We start from the raw sequence: 24,169 nt of genomic DNA on the forward strand, positions 1-24,169 counted from the left end.
ATGATCCATAGCTGTAATATTCGCAGAAACTTATTTATGAGGAATAAAAAACTGTTACTAGGTATAGGAATAATGTGTTGTCTTTGGTGTTTGCCAAAGATTGTACATGGGAAAGAAAACAAGGTCTCTTTTTCTTTAGTGGAGTTAAAATGTGAGAATATGGTTGATCCTTTAGGGATTGACAACGTTACTCCCCATTTGAGTTGGAAGTTGAAAGGAGATGGGGTGGTGGATGGACAAGCATTTTACGAAATTCAGGTAGCGTCAGATAGTCTTCTATTAATTGGGGGGAAGGCTGACTTATGGAAATCGGGGAAGTTGAAGTCTGATGTTTCTGTGATGGTGCCTTATCAAGGCTTACCTTTGGCTTCGCGTTCTTTATGCTACTGGAGGGTACGTGCCTGGGATCGGAAAAGGCATGTTTCCCAATGGAGTCCGGTGGCGCGTTTTTCTGTTGGTCTTTTGAATAAGGAACAGATACACGGTGTCTATATCGGTTCATCACCGGAAGGAGGTAAGGTTTGTGCTCCTTTACTTCGTAAAAAAGTGCAAATAGGTGAACTGGCAACGACTTTTCTGTATGTGAATTCGCTGGGATATCATGAAGTATATGTCAATGGAAAGAAGGTTACGGAGAATGTTCTTACCCCTGCAGTCTCTCAACTGAATAAACGTTCGTTAATGGTCACTTATGACGTATCTTCTTATTTGAAAGAAGGAGAGAATGACCTGCTGATATGGCTTGGACAAGGGTGGTATAAGAAAACTACTTTTGGTGCTGCTTATGACGGTCCGTTGGTAAAAGCGGAACTGAATATGCTGAGAAATGGAAAATGGGAAGTATTGACTGCAACTGACACTTCTTGGAGGGGACGAGAAAGTGGCTATTCGGATACAGGTAATTGGTGTGCTTTACAATTTGGTGGTGAAAGGGTGGATGGGAGAATAGTGCCGACAGATTTTTCAACTTATTCTCTAGATAAAATGAAATGGTATCCTGTGGTGGAAGTAAATGTACCAAGACACATTGTTTCACCTCAAATGTGTGAAGCTAACAAGATACATCAAACGTTGCAACCTGTTTCTATCAGGAAACTTAGTGAAGATACCTGGTTGGTAGATATGGGAAGAATACAGACCGGATGGTTTGAAATGAAGATGCCGATGTTATCTGCGGGACATGAGGTCACGATGGAATATAGCGATAACCTGACTAAAGAAGGAGAATTTGACAAACAAGGTGAAAGTGATGTCTATATTGCAGGTGGACGGAGGGGAGAATATTTTAGGAATAAATTCAATCATCATGCTTATCGTTATGTCCGTATCTCCAACCTTCCGGCAAGACCGAAAACTGAATGGATAAAATCTCTCCAGATTTATGGCGATTATCGGCAGACTGCGACTTTCGAATGTTCGGATGCTGACTTGAACGCCATTCATAATATGATTCAATATACTATGAGGTGTCTGACATTTAGCGGATATATGGTCGACTGTCCGCATTTGGAGCGGGCAGGCTATGGTGGCGATGGAAATTCGTCTACAATGAGTTTGCAAACAATGTATGACGTAGCACCGACTTTCACAAACTGGATACAAACATGGGGAGATTCAATGCGCGAAGGGGGAAGTCTGGCCCATGTAGGTCCTAATCCCGGTGCAGGTGGCGGTGGTCCGTATTGGTGTGGATTTATTGTACAGGCGCCATGGCGAACGTATGTGAATTACAATGATCCGAGATTAATAAAGAACTATTATCCGAAAATGAAAGAATGGTTCTCATATGTGGATAAATATACGGTGGATGGATTGCTGAAACGCTGGCCTGATACTCAATATCGGGATTGGTTTCTTGGTGACTGGCTTGCACCGATAGGAGTAGATGCAGGAGCACAATCTTCTGTTGATCTGGTAAATAATTGTTTTATCAGTGAATGTTTGGGGACAATGGAAAAAATAGCTCTGATGCTTGGGGAAAAAGAGGAGGCAGAGAAGTTTGCTATGCGCAGGAAGAATCTAAATGAGTTGATTCATCAAAAGTTTTATCATCCGGGTAAAGGTATCTATTCTACAGGTTCACAGTTGGATATGTGTTATCCAATGCTTGTAGGAGCTGTACCGGATTCTTTGTATGATGATGTGAAAAGAAAGATGATGACTGATACTGAAAAGCAGCACAAAGGTCATATTGCTGTAGGGTTGGTAGGTGTCCCAATTTTGACAGAGTGGGCTATTCGTAACAGGGAAGTTGACTTTTTATATCAAATGTTGAAGAAACGTGATTATCCAGGTTATCTGTATATGATAGATAATGGTGCTACAGCGACTTGGGAGTATTGGAGTGGTGAACGGAGTAGGGTGCATAACTGCTATAATGGAATCGGAACCTGGTTTTATCAAGCAATAGGGGGACTTAGAATAGATGAATCGATACCAGGTTATCAACATGTATTTATTGATCCTCAAATACCGAAAGGTTTGACTTGGGCTAAGATGGCAAAAGATACTCCATATGGTGTGATTGCTGTTGACTGGGAATTGACAGATAATATTATGGATCTTCAAGTGGATATTCCAGTTGGGGTTACTGCTACACTCTGTATTCCCGATGAGGCGGTGTCCTGTATGATGGATGGGAAGAATATTCGCATAGAAAAGAAAATGATTCAATTAAAAGCAGGTAATTTTAAATATTATATTTACATGAAATAATAGATACGTATGAAAAAACATTTATTATCAGCGCTTTTAGCGATGTGTCTGGTTACTACGGCTTTTGCCCAGCAAGGGAAAGTGTATGAGACACGTACCGTAAAAAGTAAGATTCTGGGAATGGAACGTAGTTATTCCATTTATTTGCCAGCAGGCTATGACGAAGGAGATGGTAGTTATCCGGTATTGTATTTGCTTCATGGATTAGGAGATAATCATACGGGATGGGTGCAATTTGGGCAGGTTCAGTATATTGCAGATAAAGCGATTGCTGAGGGGAAATCAGCTCCGATGATTATTGTTATGCCAGATGCTGACACGGTTCATAAAGGTTATTTTAACTTGTTGGATGGAACATATAATTATGAGGACTTCTTTTTTCAAGAATTGATTCCGCATATCGAGAAAACGTATAGAGTGCGTGCTGAAAGTCGTTATCGTGCTATCTCCGGTTTGTCTATGGGAGGTGGCGGAGCGTTGTTTTATGCCCTTCATTATCCGGAGATGTTTGTTGCTGTTGCTCCGTTAAGTGCTGTTGGAGGGGCATGGACATTCGATCAGATGAAGAATCAATCAGATTTATCGAAGGTGTCAGAAGAAAAAAAAGCGGAAGTTCTCGGGCAAATGGATATACAAACTATCTTGGAGAAATCTCCGAAAGAAAAGCTAGACCGTATCAAATGGATTCGTTGGTATATCAGTTGTGGTGATGATGATTTCTTATCGGTAACGAACTGTCTTTTACATAACACGTTGTTACAGCATCAGGTTGGTCATGAATTTCGTATGAAAGACGGCAGTCATTCGTGGACTTATTGGCGGATGGAATTACCTGAGGTTATGCGATTTGTTTCTAGAATATTTACTCAATATTGAGCGTAAGTAAAGTGATTCTTAACAAAATAGGCTTTGAAGATCAAGTCCTTTTATCGTATGAATTAAAATTTATAGATATTTTTTTATTTCTTTTTAGTGGTATTTGCTTGCTTACTCGTTCTTAATATAAACATTGTTTTTTATGGGTTTATTTTAGGTAAAAGGTTAGGATTGGTGTTTGATTGGTTTTCAAGTTTATCCTCCGGTTAAAATTTGCTCCTCATTGCTCTTACTACAGCCGGAGGGAGCTTGTAAAATACCGTAGGTCAAGATAGGTAGACTGTTTTTTAAAGGTAAAAAGGTTTTGTTTTCAGTTAAAAACAGAAAAATAATGACTAGAATACAAAATCATATGACGAAAATAGTTCGAATATTAGTTTTCGCATTTCTGATGCTTATACCTGTTTGTGGTGTAGCGCAGGATAAAATTAAAATAGCATGCATTGGCAATAGTATAACTGAAGGGGCTGACAATTATCCGACTCCTTTGGCTCGTATGCTTGGAAATCAATATGAAGTTGGCAATTTTGGAAAGTGGGGCCATACTTTATTGCGAAAAGGTGATCATCCTTATATGAGTACCGATGCATTTATCAATGCACAGAAATTTCAACCGAACGTTGTAATTATTAAACTTGGTACAAATGATTCCAAGCCGGAGAACTGGAAATATAAGGATGAATTTGAAACTGATTTAGAGTATATGATCAGCACTTTTCAGAAGTGTGGATCTAAACCAAAAATTATTATATGTCGTTGTATTCCGGCAAGTAATAATTTATATGGGATTCGTAATGAAATAATAAAAGATGAAATTTATCCGATACAAAAGAAAGTAGCTAGGAAGTTTCATCTGAAATTGGTAGATCTGTATAGCCCATTAGAACATAAAGTTGATTCAACTTGCTATGTATGGGATAATGTACATTTGAATAAGAGCGGTTCGCTTATATTGGCGGAGCATATATATAAAGCTATTACAGGTAAAAAAGCTCCTAAATTGGAAAATGCATTTGCTAACTAGAAGAAAAATCATACTATAAAACGACACATGAGGCGATATATTTATTTTGTTTTTTTATTATGTTGTGCTGTTAATCTATTGTTAACTAGTTGTGTACGACAGAAATATGTTGTAATGGATATGGTACACCATAATCCGGGTGAGGCTATGACGGAATCGAAGTTTCTCGATCCTTCTTTTTTGAAGAAAAATGAATATGGAGCAAAAGTTTTTTTCTTGTTTGAGGCTGCACAGTTTGGAATTGATTGGAAGAGTTTTGATCCTTCTTTATTCCCGGATACGACTGAAGCCGGACGTTGGGTGGCAGAAAAAGCAGAAATAATACATAAAAAATATGATGCAGCAAAAAAGGAAGACCTTCAAGTATACTGTATGCTTGATATGTTAGTACTTCCTTCTTTGCTGGTAGAAAAACATAGAACAGAACTTACTAACGAACAAGGAAAACTTGATATATCGAAACCTTACACTCAGCTTTGTATTCGTGAATTGATGAAGGAAATGTTTGAAACGTTTCCACAATTGGATGGATTAGTGATTCGTACTGGAGAAACTTACCTGCACGATGCTCCTTATTATGTAGGCAATCATCCAGTACAAAATGGTATGTATGATCATATTACGTTAATTAATTTGTTACGGGAAGAGGTTTGTGAAAGACGTAATAAGAAGTTGTTTTATCGTACATGGGATATGGGGCAATTGCATTCGATCCCTAAATATTATTTGTCCGTTACAGACAGTATAGAGCCACATCCAAATCTTTATTTCTCTATCAAGCATACCATGACGGATTTTTGGAGATCAGCAATTACTGATCCTGATATGAATTATAATACAATGGATAAATATTGGTTGGAAGAATCAGGACAATATGGTGTTCCTTTTAATCCTTGTATAGGTATTGGTAAACATCAACAAGTAGTTGAAGTGCAATGTCAACGTGAGTATGAAGGAAAGGGAGCACATCCCAATTATATCGCTAAAGGAGTAATTGATGGTTTTGAAGAATTTAAGAAATCTAATATAAAGAAGCCGTATTGTTTAAACCAAGTGAAAGATAATCCCTTATTTAAGGGTGTTTGGACTTGGTCACGTGGCGGTGGCTGGGGAGGTCCTTATATCAAGAATGAGTTTTGGATCGAATTAAATGCTTATGTCATCTCACATTGGGCTAGTAATCCTTTGAAAACAGAAAAAGAAATACTATATGATTTTGTAAAAGCAAAAGGGCTTCCCGAGTCAGAATGGGAGATGTTCCGTCGACTTTGCCTATTATCAGAAGATGGAGTGATAAAAGGGCAATATAGTACTATGGGAGATACTTATGTTAATTGGACACGTGATGACACCATAACGGGAGATGTATATCAAAAGAGTTATTTTGATCGTATGATTGAAAGAAATCAAGTAAATGCTTATCTGAAAGAAAAGGAAGAAGCTGTTCGTATTTGGAAGGAAATAGAACTGATATCTCAAAAACTACATTTTCCCTCAGAAGAATTGAATCATTTTATTCGTATTTCCTGTTCGTATGGACGCATTAAATATGAGCTTTTTGCTGTTTCGTGGCAGATTATGCTATGCGGTTATGTGGCAGATACAACAAAAAAGTCTTTTAACCGGATAGAGATGGATAAATATATTACTGCATTTGATGATTTGTGGAAAGAATGGAACGACTTATCTCTAGAAAACGATAATTGCCCTTCAATGTATAAGATTTCTTCTAACTTTTTTGGTTTTCCTGTAGGTATACAAGAGACCATTGATAAATACAGGAAATAGTTTTCATTTTTTCTTCTTATATGTTATAGAATATAAAAAAATAAATGAATATTACTTAGTGGTTAGTATTAGTCTAGTCGTCTTACTATTAATAGTAGCAAAAAGTATGAGAAAGAAACATAAAATAACGAAAGTAAAATTATGATCATTATTATTATATAAATTCTTAAAAACGGTATTTTCTATGAGAAACTTATTACAAAAATGTTTTAAATGGCAGTGGCTTGTCTGCTTGGCTGTAGGCTGCTGCTTTTCGTCTTGTAAAGATGATGAAGAGTCAACTTCGGGCTATGATCCGAATAAGCCGATTGTGTTGACTGATTTTTATCCGCCCGAAGGAAAACTTGCAACTCAAGTTATTCTTAATGGATCGAATTTTGGGGATAGTAAGGAAAATGTGAAGGTCTTTTTCAATGATAAAGAGGCTTCTGTCATTTCTGTGAAGGATGATAGAATGTTGGTATTGGCTCCTAAACGTGCATCTACAATAGAGGACCCAGAATGTGTGGTTAAAGTACAAGTACATGAACAAATAGAGGAGTACAAGCAGACATTTGATTATTATATCCAGACTACTGTGACTACGTTAGTGGGAGGAAGTACATCGGCACAGGTGAATCCAACAGGAACTATACCACTATCTGAAGCACAATTTAGAGCAAATATTGATAGGTGTATTTGTGTAGATCAGGATAAAAATGTTTTCTTTTTAGTAGATAATGATGGAAAGTTTGCTGCATTTATGTTAAATGAGGAGGCTGATAAATTAATATCTCTAAAGTCAGATATTAATGCGTTGTTTAACTCTCCTGTTTTGGGGTATAACAGTAAGGATGATATTGTCTATCAATTCTGGGCTAATAGAGATAGTCATGAAGTTTATTATTTTGACCCTAAGACGGATTATGCACCAACTACAGCTATAAGTTCTATTTCATGGGATGATCCAAATTTTCCAAATATTGAAGGATTTGGAGTATGGGCAGCCAAGTGTAATTTTACAATGGGACCAGATGGAAAAATGTATTCAAGAATGTTAGGTGGAAATCTGGTACGGATTGATGTAGAGAATGCTAGAGGAGAGAATCTAACGAATGGGGATTTGGTTGGAACCAAGGATGGTAGTGCTTATGGACTTGTTTTCGATCCTCAAGATGAGAATGTTTTTTATTTCTCAAATAATGATAAGCATTGTATTTATAAATATGATTTACGTACTAAAGAATGTGCATGTTGGGCTGGTCAAGAAGGTAAAAGTGGATATTTGGATGGACCAATAGGACAAGCTATGTTTAATAAACCTGGACAGATGTGTGTCGATTCAGAAGGTAATATAATTTTGACTGATACCGAAAATCACTGTATTCGTAAGATAACAATGAGTACAGGTTATGTATCTACATTAGCAGGAAAACCCCAAAATTCAGGTTATGTAAATGGTAGTGCAGAAGATGCTCAATTCAAAAAGCCATTGGGAATTTGTATTGATAACGACGATGTAATGTATATCGGCGACTCAGAGAATCGTGCTATTCGTCGATTAGCTGTCGAATAAATAATTAGTGAAACTTTATATTTAATATAATATGAATCGAATATTTGTAATTTTTGCTTTGCTTCTTGCGTTTGTAGCACAAGTACATGCACAGAAAGAGCAAAGCTTTATGTTGACTGGTACAGTCTTCGATGAATTTAATGAACCAGTTCCGGGAGCAAATGTATATGTTAAAGATAAACCAGGTGTGGGAATAACAACTAATATTGATGGTAAATTTCGGTTAAAGGTAAATATATATGATATAGTGGTTGTGTCTTTTTTGGGATATGAAAACTATGAGCAACGTTTGACGAATAAAATTGACAATGTTAAAGTTACCTTAAAACCGGCTACGGAGAATATTGATGAAGTAGTTGTAGTAGGTATGGGTACGCAGCGAAAGGTCAGTGTTGCTGGTGCAATTACAACGATGGATCCAGCGCAACTAGAGGTTCCTGCTACAAATATAGTTAATACACTAGCAGGTCGTGTTGCAGGTGTGATTGGAGTTCAATCTAGTGGTGAACCGGGCAAAAATATTTCCGAGTTTTGGGTGCGCGGAATTGGTACGTTTGGTGCTAATAGTGGTGCATTAGTGTTGATTGATGGTTTGGAAGGTAGTTTGAGTCAGATAGATGCTGCCGATGTTGAAAGTTTTTCTGTTTTGAAAGATGCTGCGGCTACAGCGGTGTATGGTAGTCGAGGTGCAAATGGTGTAGTATTGGTAACGACGAAGCGTGGTTTGGAGTCCAAATTGAAGATCAGTGGTCGTGCTAATATGACAATCTCACATTTAAAACGTTTACCTGAATATGTTAATGCCACTCAATATGCTGAAATGGCAAATGAAGCTTCTGTTGCAACCGGATTATCTCCTATTTATAACAAGACAGAAATGGATATTATAAAATATGGCTTAGATCCGGATCTGTACCCAAACATTGACTGGCAAGATGTTATTTTAAATCCCAATTCTTTCCAGCAAACTTATTATGTAAGTGCTCAAGGTGGTAGCAGTGTTGCCCGTTATTTTGCAAGTTTAGGAATGTCGAAAGAATCTGCGGCTTATAATCCATCCAAAGATAGTAAATACAATAAAGGTGTAGGCTATGATACTTATAATTATCGTTTGAATTTGGATATAGATTTGACTAAAACAACTAAAGTCTATATTGGAACAACTGGCTATATGTCGGTGAATACTCGCCCGAGCATGGGGGAATATTCTAGAGGAGTCAGTTTGACAGATTGGCTATGGAGTTCACAGGCAAAGACTACTCCAATAAGCTATCCATTACGCTATTCAAACGGATATTATCCTGCTGCAGGAACTAAGGATGAAATATCTCCGTATGTTCTATTGAATTATACAGGTAATGCTAGAGAACAGAATACCAGGAATTTAGTTACTTTAGGTATTACACAGGATTTGTCGATGATTACTAAAGGGCTATCAGCTAAAGTACAGGGATCATGGGATACACAAAGTTTATTTGGAGAAGCACGCTATAAAATGCCAGAACTAAATGAAGCTTTGAAGGAGCGTAACCCTAATGGAACCTTGAGTTTTGAGAAAATAGCTGATGAGAAAACCGTTACATATAGCAGTGCTGCTTGGGTTTGGAGGAAGCTATATTTAGAGGCAAATGTTAATTATGACCGTACCTTTGGCGATCATCGTTTAGGTGGTTTACTGTTTTATTATATAGAAGATACATCTGAAACTGGTGCAGATAAAAGTATGAATGCTATACCAAAGCGTTATCAAAGTCTTTCGGGCCGTTTTACATATGGTTTTAAAGATACATATTTTTGGGATTTGAACTTTGGTTTGAATGGATCTGAAAACTTTGAACCAGGTAAACAATATGGATTCTTTCCGGCAGGAGCTTTCGCATGGGTACCATCTTCATATGAATTTATACGTGAAAATGTAAGTTGGTTGAATTTTCTCAAGCTTCGCGTTTCTTATGGTGTTGTTGGTAATGACCGCATCAGTTCTAGACGTTTTCCTTATCTGACCCTAATAAAAGAAGAAAATGCTTCAAATCCTTGGGGAGGGACTGGTAGCTTAACAGAAGAACAAGTTGGTGCCAATAATTTGATGTGGGAAAAAGCAAAGAAATTTGATGTTGGTATGGATCTGCATTTGTTTAAAGATAAATTTACTTTGACTTTAGATTATTTTAAGGATACACGAGATGGTATTTTTCAGGAACGTAAACAAATTCCTGATTATGTAGGTTTGATTCAAATGCCTTATGGTAATATAGGTCGTATGAAAAGCTGGGGTGCTGATGGAAATATGGAATTCTATCAACAGATAGGAAAGGATGCACATGTGATATTACGTAGTAATTTTACTTTGAGTAAGAATAAGATATTAAATTGGGAAGATACAAAGAAGCCTTATACATATTTGGAAAATAATGGTTATGCCAATAATGTACAACGTGGATTTGTTGCTATGGGATTGTTTAAAGATCAACAAGATGTAGAAATGAGTCCTACACAATTTGGTACGGTACGTCCTGGTGATATTAAATATCGAGATATAAATGGTGATGGTAAAATTACTGATGATGATAAAGTTCCTTTATTTGCTTATTCAGGGGTACCACAGTTGATGTATGGTATTGGTGCTGAGTTTCGTTATAAAAGTTGGACACTAAATGTCTTGTTCAAAGGGACAGGACGTAATAAGTTCTTATATGGCGGTTCGGATGGTAGAAACTTCGATGGATACATGCCATTTAATCAGAAGGATAAAGGAAATATAATGACAATTGCTTATAATCCGGAGAATCGTTGGATTTCTGCTGAATATTCAGGAAATCAGGCTACAGAGAATCCAAATGCTCGTTTTCCACGTTTGTATTATGGAAAAAATGAGAATAATACGAAACCTTCTACATTTTGGATGGGTGATGCCCGTTACTTGCGTTTACAGGAATTGAGCTTGGCATATAATCTAAAAGTTCCTGCATTACAACGTATTTTGGGCATTAATTCCATGAATATTCAGTTGATGTGTGAAAATTTGGCAGTATGGGATTCTGTAAATATATTCGATCCAGAACAAGCGACATCTTGTGGACAGGCTTATCCTTTACCTGCACGTTATTCATTGCAGCTATATTTGAATTTCTAATACGATGTATAAACTTAATAGAAATTAGTTCATGAAAAAATATTTTATATTATCGGTTCTGTTATTGGTATCCGGCTTTTTTGCTTCTTGTAATTATTTGAATATAGATGATTATTTTGAGGATACCTTTCAAGAAGATTCTATTTATGCAAATAAGCGTAATATTGAACGTTATTTTAATGGGGCTGCCGCTCTGCTTCCTGTTGTCGATAAAATTTGGGAATATGGGAACACTCCTGGAGTTACAGGTTCAGACGAGGCTGTGAGCTGTGGTGATTGGAATGGTATGGTTGTTATACAATTCTCTGGAACGAAGTTAATGAATAATGAGATTACTTCTAGTTCAATGGGCGGTTGGACATGGGATTTCAATATTTGGCCTAAATGTTATAAGGTGATTCGTAAGGTGAATACTATATTGCCACATATTGATGGTGTTCGTGATATGAATAGTTTTGAAAGAATGGAATTTCGTGCAAAATGCCGTTTCTTAAGAGCTTATGCATATTATTTAATTTTGCAACAGAATGGTCCAATGATTTTGTTAGGTGATGAAATTGTTAGTAATAATGAGGAAGCGGAGTATTATGCAAGAACGCGTAATACGTATGACGAATGTGTGGATTATATTTGTTCAGAATTTGATGAAGCTGCTAAAAACTTACCTGATGCTACCACTTCGATGGATCAATATATTCCTACAGAAGGAGCTGCCTTAGCTTTAGCTGCTCGTGTGAGATTACAAGCTGCTAGCCCATTATATAACGGTGGAGAGGCAGCCCGTAGATTTTTTGGTGATTTTACCCGTTGTACAGATGGAGATCATTATGTTTCTCAATCATATGATGAACGTAAGTGGGCACTTGCTGCTGCGGCTGCGAAGAAGGTTATTGATTTAGGACGATATCAATTATATACTGTTGCTGCTTCTACTGATGCTGAACATCCTGAATCAGGGAATTATGGTACATATGTAGTCACTCTACCGCAAGAGGTTCCTACTGCAGAATTTCCAAATGGTGTAGGGATGGGAGATAAAAAAGTCGTAGATCCGTATCGCTCTTATGCCGAAATGTTTAATGGAGAGCTTGCTATTAATCAAAATCCGGAGTTCATATGGTGTAGTTCTACAGCGCAGGTTGGTAGCCATATGGGTTACGTATTCCCATTGAATTTTGGAGGATCTTCTTGTTTATGTGTACCTCAGCATATAGTAGACCAATTTTATATGGCAGATGGGCGTGATATTAAAAATTCTAGTAGTGCATATCCGTATATATCCCGTCCTTATGATAAGACTTGTGTGACGACAGAAGGCAAAGTTTTATCTGAAGGTTATAAAATCAGCCAAGGAACATATTTGGCATATACTAATCGTGAACCACGTTTCTATGTGAATATTGGTTACTCACATGCTTGGTGGGCGATGGGATCTACTACTGAAAGTGCTAAGAAAAATGTTAATATTGATTATTGGAATGGAGCTAATTCTGGTAAAAATCATTCTAATAATAATGTTTATAATATAACTGGATATACTTCTCGAAAATATATCAATCCACAAGATGCTATGAGTGGTAGTGGGGCGCGTCAAAAAGATAAGTCATTTCCGATTATTCGATATGCAGAAATATTGCTTGCTTATGCAGAAGCCTTGAATAATTTAACTCAAGCATATGAAATTGATGGTCAGACTTATACTCGTGATACAGAAGCTATCAAATATTATTTTAATCAGATACGTTATCGTGCTGGTATTCCGGGATTAACAGCGGATGATTTGATTACAGTGGAAGCTTTTAATAAAGTTGTTCAACGTGAACGTTTGATTGAGTTATTTTGGGAAGGACAACGTTATTATGATATTAGACGCTGGGGAATTGTTGAAGATTTAGAAAGGGAACCTTTAATGGGGTTAAATGTAGAACAGGCTGAATGGGAAGGATTCTATCAGCCCACTGTCATTCAGTATAAATCAATAATTGAACGTGATTTCAAACCTAAGATGGTATGGTTACCTTTACATTTGGATGAGATTAGAAAGGTTTCTGTTCTTGATCAGAATCCTGGTTGGGATAAATAAAATTTTAAATGTATAAACTATGAAATATAGAAATTTTACAAATAAATTGATGCTTATGGTAGGTGTGACAGCTACTGCTGTTCTCACATCCTGCGAGCAAGAGTTTTATCAGGATGAACAGTATCGTAAGGAAATTTATATTGTTAGTGGAGAAGATAATATTTTCCAACGAGAATTTGCTTTCGGCGGGGAGGAAATAGGATACCTTTCTGTTTATGCAAGTGGTACAACTCCAATTGAAAAAGAAGTGATGGTAGAACTGGAAAGGAATGAAACTGTATTATCGGACTATAATCAAAAGAGATATGGGGATAATTACAAAAACTATGTCCTGGAGTTACCAGATACTCATTATAAAGTAGATGATTGGAGTATAAATTTATATCCAAATGCAAATTCATCTTATTCTTTATTTCCAATTAAAGTAAATATTGATGGGCTGGAACCTGAAGATAATTACTTTCTTCCTTTAAGAATAGCTTCTGTTTCTGACTATATGATTTCTTCTGCAAGGAGGAATGTATTGATGCAGATACTTATGAAAAATGATTATGCAACGACTAAGGAGAAAAGCTATTATACTATGAATGGAACAAGATTGAGAGTAGCTAAAGATACTTGGGAACCTTTGGACAAAAAGAATAATGCTCCAGATTATAAACCAATAAATGCCACTAAGTTAGTTGCTCCAGTTACGGAATATGGTATTCGTATTTTAACGGGATCTACACTTACATCGGATAGAAAAGAACTCCGTAAACAAGGGATTGTTGTTACGGTCCATCCTGAGGAGATGATTGATGTTCCTGTTATCGGGAGTAATGGATTGCCAACTGGAGAATATATCCAATGTCAAAAAGTGACATTAGATAAATGGTATAATGTAAATAGTGGAATTACAGTGTTAAATATTGAGGATACCCCATCATATTATAATCCAGAGAAGAAAGAGTTTACGTTGAATTATCGTTATAATTATAACTCGAATGATTGGTATGAAATGAAAGAGGTGATGTCTCCAGTGGCTATTGCTAACGAAAATAATTGAGTGGCTGATAATAAATGATAAATCTTATGAAAACAAGAAATATATATAGTCTTCTATATGTAACTTTCGTTGCAGTGGCGTTAGTTGCATGCAACGATTATGACGCAGCGCAAACTGCATATGAAGAAATAGTGGATAGTGATGTAACGACTACTCCTCCAAATATAGATTCGGCATGGGAATTACAGCTAATTCCTAATGTAGGTCAGCATAGTGGTGAGGTTTTTGTTTATAAAGACAAAAAGTATGATAAGCTATTTACTCGCACATTAGGATGGAATGGTGGAATTGGTGTGCAATCTACATCATTGTCTGATGGAAATGTTCTATGGGCTTTTAATGATAGCTATTTTGGAGTTGTAGATGCTGAAACAAGAGCAAGAGGTAATTGTAATTTCCCACATAATAGTATTATGATCCAAACGACTGTTGGTGGTAGTCTTGGAGAAACGGATGATGATTTAAGATGGTTAGTTGATTATATACAAACTAATGATCCTGATGGAGAAGGTTATTATCAGGCGTATACACACATAGCTCCAGATGAGACTATTATGGAAGAAACAGATGAAGAGCATTTCTATCAGATAGGTGGTGCTACGATATTTGATAATAATGGAGTTAAAGAACTTCAAATGTTGTGGGGGGAAATAGATAATCATGAAGGTAAAATGACTCGAACTGGTACCTGTCTAGCTGTTTACAGTTTGGAAGGACAGCCGGGTAATAGTACTTATCTTAAAAGAATTAGTAAAAACGAAGAATTCAATACAGATGATGTTGGCTATGGTTCTACTATATGGAAAGATGAAGATGGACATATTTATCTTTATGTAACAGAGAATAACAGACCATTAGTTGCTCGCACCACTACTCATGATTTAACTTCTGAGTGGGAGTATTACATACGTGATTTAAGTGGTAACTTTATGTGGCAAAAGATGTATCCGACGAAAGAGGAGAGAACTCGCTCTACTATAATGGAAAATAATTATGTATGTAGTATGCCACAGATCTTTAAAAAAGGAGATTACTACTATATGATAGGACAAGCTGTATCTTATGGTCATTCTGTTTATCTATATCGTGGTGAGACGCCTTATGGACCTTTTACAGATCAAAAAATTTTGTTTAATGTCCCTTATTCTGTGGATAAGATAGGTAATCAGTATTATAAAAATTTGCTTAGAGTAAATTTGCATCTAGAACTTGCACGAGAAGGTGAATTAGTATTTTCTACTAATACTGATGCTGATACTGCTGGAGATAATTTTGATTTTCCGGGTAGTGCTGACTTTTGTCGTCCTTATTTTTATCGTATTTTCAATTGGGAAAGCATATATGATGAAGATGATTGATAGCTACTGACGGATTCATCTTGGTAAATTGATTTAGAAAGTCATTTCTTCATAAAAGGGAGAAATGACTTTCTTTTTTAATATGTTCTGAGCTTTCCTGCATACAAGTAAATTTATTAATAAAAAACATGTAATTGTTTTAGTGGTATATCATTTTTAAATCGTCATTAGATAAATAACAATAAAATAGTACACATATTAAAAAGAACTAATAATAATGAATATTACCGTTTTTAGAGTTTATCAATTAAATTTATTAACCGCTATTTCTATGTATATGAAAAGCTTATTTTATTTATTCCTATCTATTGTAGGTGCGTGGCTTTTTTCGTCTTGCTCAGATGATTTTCTGGGTGAGACAGAAACCACGGACTTAGATCAGGCAACCGTATTCGCTGATAGTACTTATACGGCAGATTTCTTAAACCAGATTTATGTGGATATTGGTTTTGATATCCAACATAATCGGTATAAAGATCAGTATAATGATCATGGAGGATTGCAGACTAGTTGTGATGAAGCTGCGTATAAAGCTAGTACCGGGCTTACGACAGATGTAATGTTCGCTACTGGAACAGTCAATCCTGTTACTATTTCTGAGGACGATGTTTGGAGAATTGCATATCGAAATATTCGTCGAGTAAATGTGTTTTTTAAATATGCAGATGGATCCCGAATGGCTGAAGTGGCAAAGGAAGAGTATAAAGCAGAAGCACGCTTTTTGCGTGCTTGGTATTATGCAATGCTATTAAGACATTATGGTGGTGTGGCTTTAATTGGTGATGATGTTTATGAAACTGTAGAAGAAGCAATCAAGGAGCGTAACTCTTATGCGGATTGCGTTGAGTATATTGTGGATGAAGCTAATAAAGCTGCAGAAACATTGCCAGTTGAAAGAAGTGGAAACAAATTTGGACGTGTAACCCGAGGAGCTTGTAAAGCCTTAATTTCACGTGTACGTTTGTATGCTGCTAGCAAATTATTCAACGGTAGTGATTTTGCGCCTGCTGATTTTCCAAAAGAATTGTTAGGGTATCCTACTTATGATAAGGAGCGTTGGAAAATTGCTGTAGATGCTGCCCTTGATGTGATAAAGATGAAGCAGTATGATTTGTACATTCGTAATGAAGATGAGAATAATGAGGCTTATCCGGGATGGGGATATTATGCACAGTTGTTACCTGCTGATTATTATGGAAAAGTGGGAACGGAGGTTTATTGTGGTACAATCTTTGAAAAGAAAGCAGGAGCTAGTATAGATACAAACCGATGGTTTGCTCCTCCTAGTACAGGAGGAAATGGTATTGGAGGGTATGTTTATCATGATTTGGCTGAACTTTTCCCAATGGCAGATGGCACACCGACTAAGGATAGTCCAGATTATGACCCTACGAATCCTGCTAACAAACGTGACCCTCGTTTCATGTTCACTGTTACTTATGATGGATGCATAATGAAGAGTAATATGCAGGATACTGAAATTAATATATCTGTGGGAACACAACAGGACGCTATCTATCGAGGGACTCCGACAGGGTATTATACACATAAATTCTTGAAATTTGGTTCAATGGCAAATCAAATGCTTTATGGAGGTTCGCAAGCACGACCATTGATGCGTTATACTGAAATTTTGCTGAATTATGCAGAAGCTGCTAATGAATATTATGGACCTGATCATAAAGATGTACTAGGAGATCAAGAAATTAGCCCATATATTGTATTGAGAAAGATACGTGAGTGCGCTGGCATAGAGCCTGGCGAGGATGGAACATATGGAATTGAAAATAATATGAGTCAGGCTGATATGACAGAAGCTATTCGGTTGGAACGTCGGTTGGATTTAGCGTTTGAAGGACATCGTTTCTTTGATGTACGTCGTTGGATGATTGCTGAAGATACAGATAATAGGATGATGCATGGTTTTGAAATCACAAGAAATGGTGAGCGGAAGACAGGAAGAATCATTGATACTCGTCAGCATACCTTCCGTAAAGCGATGTATTTTTATCCAATACCTTATAAAGAGACTGTGAAATCACCGGATTTGTTGCAGAATCCTTATTATGAATAGGAATGATTGTTATATTAAAAATAAGAAATATGAGATTTAAAATACAAACTACGGTTTTACTTTTCGTCTTATTAGGTACTGTGAGTGCTTGCAATACATTTAAAGATGAAATAGCTCCTGATTCTTATATGGAAGTACCAAAGCAGTTAGATGGGAAGTGGCAATTAAAAACTGTTGTACGCAATGGAACGGATATATCTGAAGTGATGGACTTTAGTCAGTTTCGTCTGATTATGAATAAAGATAATACATATAATATTGAAAACTATCTCCCTTTTTTAGTAAAGAAAAATGGTACATGGAGAATTGATAATTTGACATATCCTTTTTTCTTAACTTTTCAGGAGGAAGGTGCTGAAAGAGAAGCTATAACTGAAATCACTTACCCGATTGTACAAGGGAAACGCCATATAACCCTTACAATTAGTCCGGGATGCTCGAGCAACTCTTATGTTTATTCTTTTGAAAAAATAGAAGAATGATTTAAAAAGAAAAGCTTATGAAATATTATTTTAAAAAACATAGAATAAAAATCTTTTTTTTGTTGGTACTTTCCTTAATAGTCTTTGGATGTTCCTTTTTGATTAAGGAGGTAAATGTTAAACAAGAGAACGAGGCCGGAGAGATGGTTGCCTATATTAAGGCTGGTGAAATTGCAACTTTTACGTTTAGTGGAGAAATAAACATCGATGGTGATGCAAGCAATGAAACGTTTATTGTTGGATTCTTGGCTCCAAGAAGTTGGAATGTACGTCAGAATGCAACTGTGACATACAGAGAAGATAGGTATGAAACGGAAGTGGATCACAAAATGACAGTAATTCCAGATACTGAACAGCCTGCAAATTATAAAGGTATGAGTTGGTCAGCGGCATTGAAAAAAAAATATGGTGTACGAGGCAATGTCTTGAACGATATGGAATGGATTGCATTTAAATCGGATAACTATCCTAGTGTAAATGGAACAATACATTATACAGTAACAATTAAGTGTAATTCAGGAAAAAGCAACTTAAAATTCCGACCAAGTTTTTTTATCAATCACTCTAGTGATGGGATTGGAGGAGACGAGGCTCATTATTCTGTTAAGGATGCTGATGATTGCTTTGAAGTGGTAGAAGGATCAGGTACTGTGATTGATTTTTGTTCTACGCACTATTATCAAATTGAACCTTTGTCTGCTTTACAAGATGATTATGTAACATTCACTTTTCAAGGGGATATTAATACCAATGAATTGATAAAAGCTGAGAATGTGTATATAGAAGCTACTGCTTATACGATAGAAGGAAAGATATATACAGTCAATGAAAAGAGTGCGAAAACACTAATGAAAAGAGAAACGAAATTGCCAAGATATAATGTAACTCTTTGGCCTGGTGGATTTTTTAACATTCCGGACGGTGAAACAATTTCTCGTATAGAGTATATTTTCACAAATGAAGATGGAACAGTATCTATTTCCCAGTCAGATGACAGTAGAGATAATGAAGGAGAAGAGGTAGAAGAAGGAATAAAAGAGCCTTTCGTATTCGAATTTCAATGTGAATAGAGTTTAACCTTAAAAAAAGATTATATGCGTAATATTTTGAATAAAAGAAATAGTCGGTACTGTTTCACATGTTTTGTAATGTGGCTACTACTTGGCTTGGGACATTTGAATGCGGTGGCTCAAGAAGCAGGAGGAACGGCTAATATTACAGGTAAGGTAATCGATCAATATGGCAATCCTGTCTCGGGTGTTGTAATCACGATGAAGAATACTGATTTTAAGACTGTGACAGGTGATGATGGTACTTTTGAATTTCAGTATAAGAAGGGCGATATGCTTCGTTTTTCTCATCCAGGTTTTTTACATAAGGAAATTAAGGTGAACAAGCTAAGAAATCAGGAACGTATTTTTAAAGTAACGTTGACAGAAGAGTTCGTGAAATTTCCAGATGTAATAAATGGACCTTATGATACGAAAGATAAAGCAAGCTATTTAGGTTCAGCTGCTACGGTTTATACAGATCAGGTTAGTTCATTGATGGGAACTACTATTCTTCCTTCATTACAAGGGCGTTTACCAGGACTAGATATTGTACGTACTCGTGGTGCACGTAAGAGTCAAATTGAATCCAGTTCTTCTGGAACCATCTTTAACTTTAATAGCCCTACATTGGGTAAAGAGGCATATAGTGATAATACGGAATTTAATGTTCTATCACGCCACAATGCACCGGTGGTGGTAGTGGATGGTGTGCAAAGAGAATTATATTCTATCGATCCTGATGCTATTGAATCGGTATCAATTCAGAAGGATGCTTTGTCATCTATGTTTTTGGGGATGCGCAGTTCCCGTGGTGCATTAGTAATTACTACTAAAGATCCTATCAAACAGGGATTTCAGTTATCATTTACTGGACGGTTTGGTGTGCAGAGTTCAGTGAAAAAACTAAATCCGCTGTCTACTTCTCAATATGCTTATTTATTGAATGAGGCGTTGCTGAATGATGGTAAAAATCCCTTTTATTCTTATGATGACTTTATTAAGTTTCGTGATCATTCCAGTCCGTATACACATCCAAGTGTGAACTGGTGTGATGAACTGATGAACAAAAATTCGACTACTCAGTCTTATAATTTGAATGCTACAGGCGGTAACAAGTACGCACAATATTTTATTAGTGTAGGCTATGTAGGTGAAAATGGATTATTTAAAAATCCAGGTGGAGATGCTCACGATACAAATATGACATTTGATCGTTATATGATTTCTTCTAAAGTGAACATCAATATTACTGATGATTTGACAGCAAAAGTTACTTTGATGGGACGTATAGAAGAAGGTACCCAACCAGGAGGGACTGGAAATGGGTATGATGATATTCTCAGTTCAATTTATTCTACTCCAAGTAATGCATATCCTGTGACAAATCCAGATGGATCATGGGGAGGTAGTCAGTCGTTCAATAATAATTTGTTATCGCAGACTATTAACTCTGGTTATATAACAGATGGGGCTCGGGATGTATTGGGAGCTATTAATTTGCGCTATGATTTTGGTAAGTTAGTTAAAGGCTTGTCTGTTCGTATGGTAGGTAGTGTAACTTCTCAGAATCGTTCGACTACGAAACGAACAAAAACTTCCGAAGTTTTTGATTATACTATTGATAAGGATGGCAATGACGTTTATACTCGGTATGGAGAAAAGAAAACGCAATCAAATTCATTTAGTTCTGTGTCTACCTATCGGCAGATGTATGGTCAGCTTGCTGTTGATTATGAACGTCAATTTGGTAAGCACAAATTTAAGGCCAGTGTTCTAGGAGATACGCGAAATACTCTTACTAACTGGGATCTTCCTGAATATCCATCAAATATTATAGGTGATGTCTCTTATGATTATGCGGAGCGATATTTTGCACAGGTAGCATTAAGTGAAAGTTATTACAATCGTTATGCTCCAGGCAGAAGGTGGGGAACCTTTTACGCTTTCGGTTTAGGATGGGATATCAGCAAAGAGAATTTTATGGAAAACTGTGAGTGGCTGAATCAACTAAAGATACGCGGTGTGTATGGTAAGACAGGTAATGGTATGAATAATGCTGGGTATTATACGTATTATCAGACTTATTCCTCAGGAGGTGATGATTATCGGTTGGGGACTAATTTAGGACAAAGTTCAGGAAGTTTTACAGAAAAAGATAAACTGGCAAATTTATATCAAACGTGGGAAAAAGGCAATAAACTGAATATTGGTGTAGATATAGCTTTGTTTAACAACAAATTACAGGTAACTGCTGATTATTTTAATGATAAATATTATGACTTGTTGCAGGCTCGTGGAAAAAGTATCGAACTAATTGGCCAGAATTATCCAGATGAAAATATTGCTAAAGAACGTTGGTATGGAGGCGAATTCTCAATTACCTATCAAGATCACGTTGGCGATTTTAATTATTATGCATCTGCTAACTGGAGTTGTGAGCAAAGTAAAGTGTTATATAAAGATGAACAAAAAGTGCCTTATGAATATCTGCGTACTACAGGTAAACCCAAAGGGGCAATCTTCGGTTTGGTAGCAGAAGGTTTTTTCACTTCTCAAGACGAAATTACAAAGAGTCCTGTAATTGAAGGATTTAACAATATTCAGCCTGGTGATATCAAGTACAAAGATCAGAATAACGATGGAGTTATCAATGACTTTGATAAGGTAATGATTGGTGGCGATAAACCACTCTCTTATTTTGGTATTGATTTAGGTTTCGAATGGCGTGGATTAGAATTCTCAATGTTTTGGCAAGGAGTGTACAATAAAGATGTTTTAATGAGTGATTGGAATTTATTGGAAGGTTTTCAAACTCAAGGACAAGTTTATGGACAGGCATATGAGAATATGCTGGATCGATGGACTCCAGAAACTGCTGCTACTGCAACTTTCCCGAGGTTGAGTGCTGGTGGTAATAAGTATAATCAAGGCAATGGCTGGGGCTCTTCTTTTTGGTTACGTTCCGGTAATTATATTCGGTTGAAAAATGTTAGTTTAGGATATAACTTACCTGATTCATTCTGTCGTAATTATTTGGGTGGAGCACGTGTGAAAGTTTTCGTAAGTGGACAAAACTTATTCACAAAAGCTGCTAATGAACTCGTTGATCCCGAAGTTAGCTTCGGTAACTATCCGCTACAACGTTGCATCAGCACAGGTATTAATGTTAAATTCTAATATACTATGATATCTATGATACGAAATAAATATTTGACGCTAATCGGAGTTGGATTGTTGTTTACAGCTGTATCCTGTACCGATGGGTATGAACCAGAGCCAGTTGAACTGGTATCAATTGATTTTGTATTTTCAAAAACCGATTCTCTTGGTACGAATGCGGTAAAGTTTATGAATAATATTTATGCCACGTTGCAAAACGGGCACAATCGTGTAGGAAGTGATTATTTAGATGCTGCGTCTGATGATGCTATATCTATAAATGTTTCTGACCCGGATGTTTATAAGTTGGCAATGGGACGGTATACTGCGAGTACACGTGTTGAATCGGATATGCGATGGAAAGAGTATTATTCAGGAATCCGTAAGGCAAACATTCTGATTAATCATATTGATGTTGTCCCTTTTATGCTGACTTATAAGAACGCAAAGGGAGAAACAAAACCATTGAATGTTACAATGAAAGCAGAAGCGCGTTTCTTGAGGGCTTATTTCTATTTCGAATTAGTGAAACGCTATGGTGGTGTTCCTTTGATGGGGGATGATGTACATATATTGGGTGATGATATGGAGATCCCAAGAAATACTTTTGAGCAATGTGTACAGTATATTTGTGATGAATTAGATGATATTAAAGATGATTTGCGTACCAATCCAATGCCTGATTTTGAACAATATGCACATACTCCTACTCGTGAGGCTTGCTTAGCTTTAAAGTCTCGAGTGCTATTATATGCAGCGAGTCCTTTATTTAATGAACGTCCTATTGAGATTGGTAATGAATTGATAGGCTATGCTTCTTATGATAGAGAGCGTTGGAATGATGCGGCTAAAGCTGCCAAGACATTTATTGACGAGTACGGTCCGAATGGTAATGGGGCATATGGTTTAACACAGTCTACATCTGATGGCGATAATCGGGATTTTCGTGACGTCTTTTTAGGTTTTTATAATAAGACTAATAATCCTGAAGTCATCTTTTATCGTCCGGGGGGTGAAGATAAGTCTATAGAAAGCAATAATGGGCCTTTAGGATTTTCTGGTGACAATTTAGGTAAAGGACGTACGCTTCCAACTCAAAATTTGGTAGACGCTTTCCCTATGAAGGACGGCATGTTTGCTGGACAAGGTAGTAAATATACTCTTAATCAGAGTAATCCATATGAAAACCGTGATCCACGTTTGGATTATACAATACTGCATCATGGGTCATCTTGGTTGAATAATACGCTTGATATTTCAATCGGAGGAGTTAATAATCCATCTAACTCTGCTGAATATTCTAAGACGGGCTATTATATGTGTAAGTTTATGGGTAAATTTGGTGAAGAGTCTCAATATGGGAATAAAATACATCTTTGGGTTATGTTTCGTTATGCAGAGATGTTGTTGAATTATGCAGAGGCAATGAATGAGTACCTTTCTTCTCCTTCTCAGGATGTGTACGATGCTATCATTGCATTACGGGCACGTGCTGGTATTGAATCAGGTAATGATGAATCTCCTTATGGGCTTAAGAAAAATATGACACAGGCAGAGATGCGTGAAGTGATTCAAAACGAACGGCGTATTGAAATGGCATTTGAAGAACAACGATATTGGGATATTCGCAGATGGAGAATTGCTGAAGAGATATTTAAGAATCCTTTGGAAGGTTTGGAGATTAGGGTAAAAGGAAATACTACGAGTTTCAATGAAGTGGATGTCCTAAGTACGACGTTTGATGTGAAACGCTATTTATATCCGATCCCATATAATGAGGTAGTTAAGAATGATAACATGATTCAAAATCCGAAGTGGTAAT

The 24,169-nt window shown here is 36.5% G+C and carries 14 protein-coding genes; all 14 read left to right on the forward strand.

Annotated elements, in window-relative coordinates:
• Positions 1-36 precede the first annotated feature (36 nt).
• The 14 genes from BT_RS20575 to BT_RS20640 all read left to right on the forward strand — a co-directional run bounded on the left by BT_RS20575 (position 37) and on the right by BT_RS20640 (position 24,168).
• Positions 37-2,715, forward strand: coding sequence for a glycoside hydrolase family 78 protein (locus tag BT_RS20575; protein ID WP_011109093.1), 2,679 nt, complete (start codon positions 37-39; stop codon positions 2,713-2,715).
• A gap of 9 nt (positions 2,716-2,724) precedes the next feature.
• The gene (locus BT_RS20580; protein WP_008764311.1) at positions 2,725-3,591 is read left to right on the forward strand and encodes an alpha/beta hydrolase; all 867 of its coding nucleotides are present in this window, start codon (positions 2,725-2,727) and stop codon (positions 3,589-3,591) included.
• Between the two features lie 331 nt (positions 3,592-3,922).
• Complete coding sequence (locus tag BT_RS20585) at positions 3,923-4,615, forward strand: GDSL-type esterase/lipase family protein (RefSeq protein ID WP_011109094.1); 693 nt, start codon at positions 3,923-3,925, stop codon at positions 4,613-4,615.
• A gap of 27 nt (positions 4,616-4,642) precedes the next feature.
• Positions 4,643-6,403 (forward strand): hypothetical protein, encoded by a 1,761-nt coding sequence (locus BT_RS20590; RefSeq protein WP_011109095.1) that lies wholly within the window; start codon positions 4,643-4,645, stop codon positions 6,401-6,403.
• A 184-nt stretch (positions 6,404-6,587) separates the two neighbouring features.
• The gene (locus BT_RS20595) at positions 6,588-7,958 is read left to right on the forward strand and encodes an IPT/TIG domain-containing protein (protein ID WP_008760962.1); all 1,371 of its coding nucleotides are present in this window, start codon (positions 6,588-6,590) and stop codon (positions 7,956-7,958) included.
• Positions 7,959-7,989: 31 nt separating this feature from the next.
• Positions 7,990-11,091: a SusC/RagA family TonB-linked outer membrane protein gene (locus BT_RS20600; protein ID WP_008760963.1), complete on the forward strand. Its 3,102-nt coding sequence runs from the start codon at positions 7,990-7,992 to the stop codon at positions 11,089-11,091.
• Positions 11,092-11,122: 31 nt separating this feature from the next.
• Positions 11,123-13,174 carry a RagB/SusD family nutrient uptake outer membrane protein gene (locus tag BT_RS20605; RefSeq protein WP_008764312.1) on the forward strand — a complete coding sequence of 684 codons (2,052 nt, stop codon included), beginning with the start codon at positions 11,123-11,125 and terminating at the stop codon, positions 13,172-13,174.
• Positions 13,175-13,193: 19 nt separating this feature from the next.
• Entirely contained in the window at positions 13,194-14,222 is a 1,029-nt protein-coding gene (locus BT_RS20610; protein WP_008764313.1) for a BT_3044 domain-containing protein, read from the forward strand.
• A gap of 26 nt (positions 14,223-14,248) precedes the next feature.
• Positions 14,249-15,580 (forward strand): DUF5005 domain-containing protein, encoded by a 1,332-nt coding sequence (locus BT_RS20615; protein WP_008764314.1) that lies wholly within the window; start codon positions 14,249-14,251, stop codon positions 15,578-15,580.
• Between the two features lie 217 nt (positions 15,581-15,797).
• A complete protein-coding gene (locus tag BT_RS20620; protein WP_008764315.1) occupies positions 15,798-17,654 on the forward strand; it encodes a RagB/SusD family nutrient uptake outer membrane protein in 1,857 nt (618 codons plus the stop codon).
• A 29-nt stretch (positions 17,655-17,683) separates the two neighbouring features.
• Positions 17,684-18,136 carry a DUF5004 domain-containing protein gene (locus BT_RS20625; protein WP_008760968.1) on the forward strand — a complete coding sequence of 151 codons (453 nt, stop codon included), beginning with the start codon at positions 17,684-17,686 and terminating at the stop codon, positions 18,134-18,136.
• A 17-nt stretch (positions 18,137-18,153) separates the two neighbouring features.
• Positions 18,154-19,206, forward strand: coding sequence for a DUF4961 domain-containing protein (locus BT_RS20630; protein WP_008760969.1), 1,053 nt, complete (start codon positions 18,154-18,156; stop codon positions 19,204-19,206).
• 24 nt (positions 19,207-19,230) lie between these two features.
• The gene (locus BT_RS20635; RefSeq protein WP_008764316.1) at positions 19,231-22,365 is read left to right on the forward strand and encodes a SusC/RagA family TonB-linked outer membrane protein; all 3,135 of its coding nucleotides are present in this window, start codon (positions 19,231-19,233) and stop codon (positions 22,363-22,365) included.
• Positions 22,366-22,371: 6 nt separating this feature from the next.
• Positions 22,372-24,168 carry a RagB/SusD family nutrient uptake outer membrane protein gene (locus tag BT_RS20640; RefSeq protein ID WP_008764317.1) on the forward strand — a complete coding sequence of 599 codons (1,797 nt, stop codon included), beginning with the start codon at positions 22,372-22,374 and terminating at the stop codon, positions 24,166-24,168.
• Position 24,169: the final 1 nt, after the last annotated feature.

The sequence above is a fragment of the Bacteroides thetaiotaomicron VPI-5482 genome (assembly GCF_000011065.1).
Taxonomy (GTDB): domain Bacteria; phylum Bacteroidota; class Bacteroidia; order Bacteroidales; family Bacteroidaceae; genus Bacteroides; species Bacteroides thetaiotaomicron.

Coding starts and splice junctions, on each gene's coding strand:
- BT_RS20605 (WP_008764312.1), top strand. CDS start 11,123: ATGAAAAAATATTTTATATTATCGGTTCTGTTATTGGTATCCGGCTTT.
- BT_RS20625 (WP_008760968.1), top strand. CDS start 17,684: ATGAGATTTAAAATACAAACTACGGTTTTACTTTTCGTCTTATTAGGT.
- BT_RS20600 (WP_008760963.1), top strand. CDS start 7,990: ATGAATCGAATATTTGTAATTTTTGCTTTGCTTCTTGCGTTTGTAGCA.
- BT_RS20585 (WP_011109094.1), top strand. CDS start 3,923: ATGACTAGAATACAAAATCATATGACGAAAATAGTTCGAATATTAGTT.
- BT_RS20630 (WP_008760969.1), top strand. CDS start 18,154: ATGAAATATTATTTTAAAAAACATAGAATAAAAATCTTTTTTTTGTTG.
- BT_RS20575 (WP_011109093.1), top strand. CDS start 37: ATGAGGAATAAAAAACTGTTACTAGGTATAGGAATAATGTGTTGTCTT.
- BT_RS20615 (WP_008764314.1), top strand. CDS start 14,249: ATGAAAACAAGAAATATATATAGTCTTCTATATGTAACTTTCGTTGCA.
- BT_RS20610 (WP_008764313.1), top strand. CDS start 13,194: ATGAAATATAGAAATTTTACAAATAAATTGATGCTTATGGTAGGTGTG.
- BT_RS20635 (WP_008764316.1), top strand. CDS start 19,231: ATGCGTAATATTTTGAATAAAAGAAATAGTCGGTACTGTTTCACATGT.
- BT_RS20595 (WP_008760962.1), top strand. CDS start 6,588: ATGAGAAACTTATTACAAAAATGTTTTAAATGGCAGTGGCTTGTCTGC.
- BT_RS20580 (WP_008764311.1), top strand. CDS start 2,725: ATGAAAAAACATTTATTATCAGCGCTTTTAGCGATGTGTCTGGTTACT.
- BT_RS20620 (WP_008764315.1), top strand. CDS start 15,798: ATGAATATTACCGTTTTTAGAGTTTATCAATTAAATTTATTAACCGCT.
- BT_RS20590 (WP_011109095.1), top strand. CDS start 4,643: ATGAGGCGATATATTTATTTTGTTTTTTTATTATGTTGTGCTGTTAAT.
- BT_RS20640 (WP_008764317.1), top strand. CDS start 22,372: ATGATATCTATGATACGAAATAAATATTTGACGCTAATCGGAGTTGGA.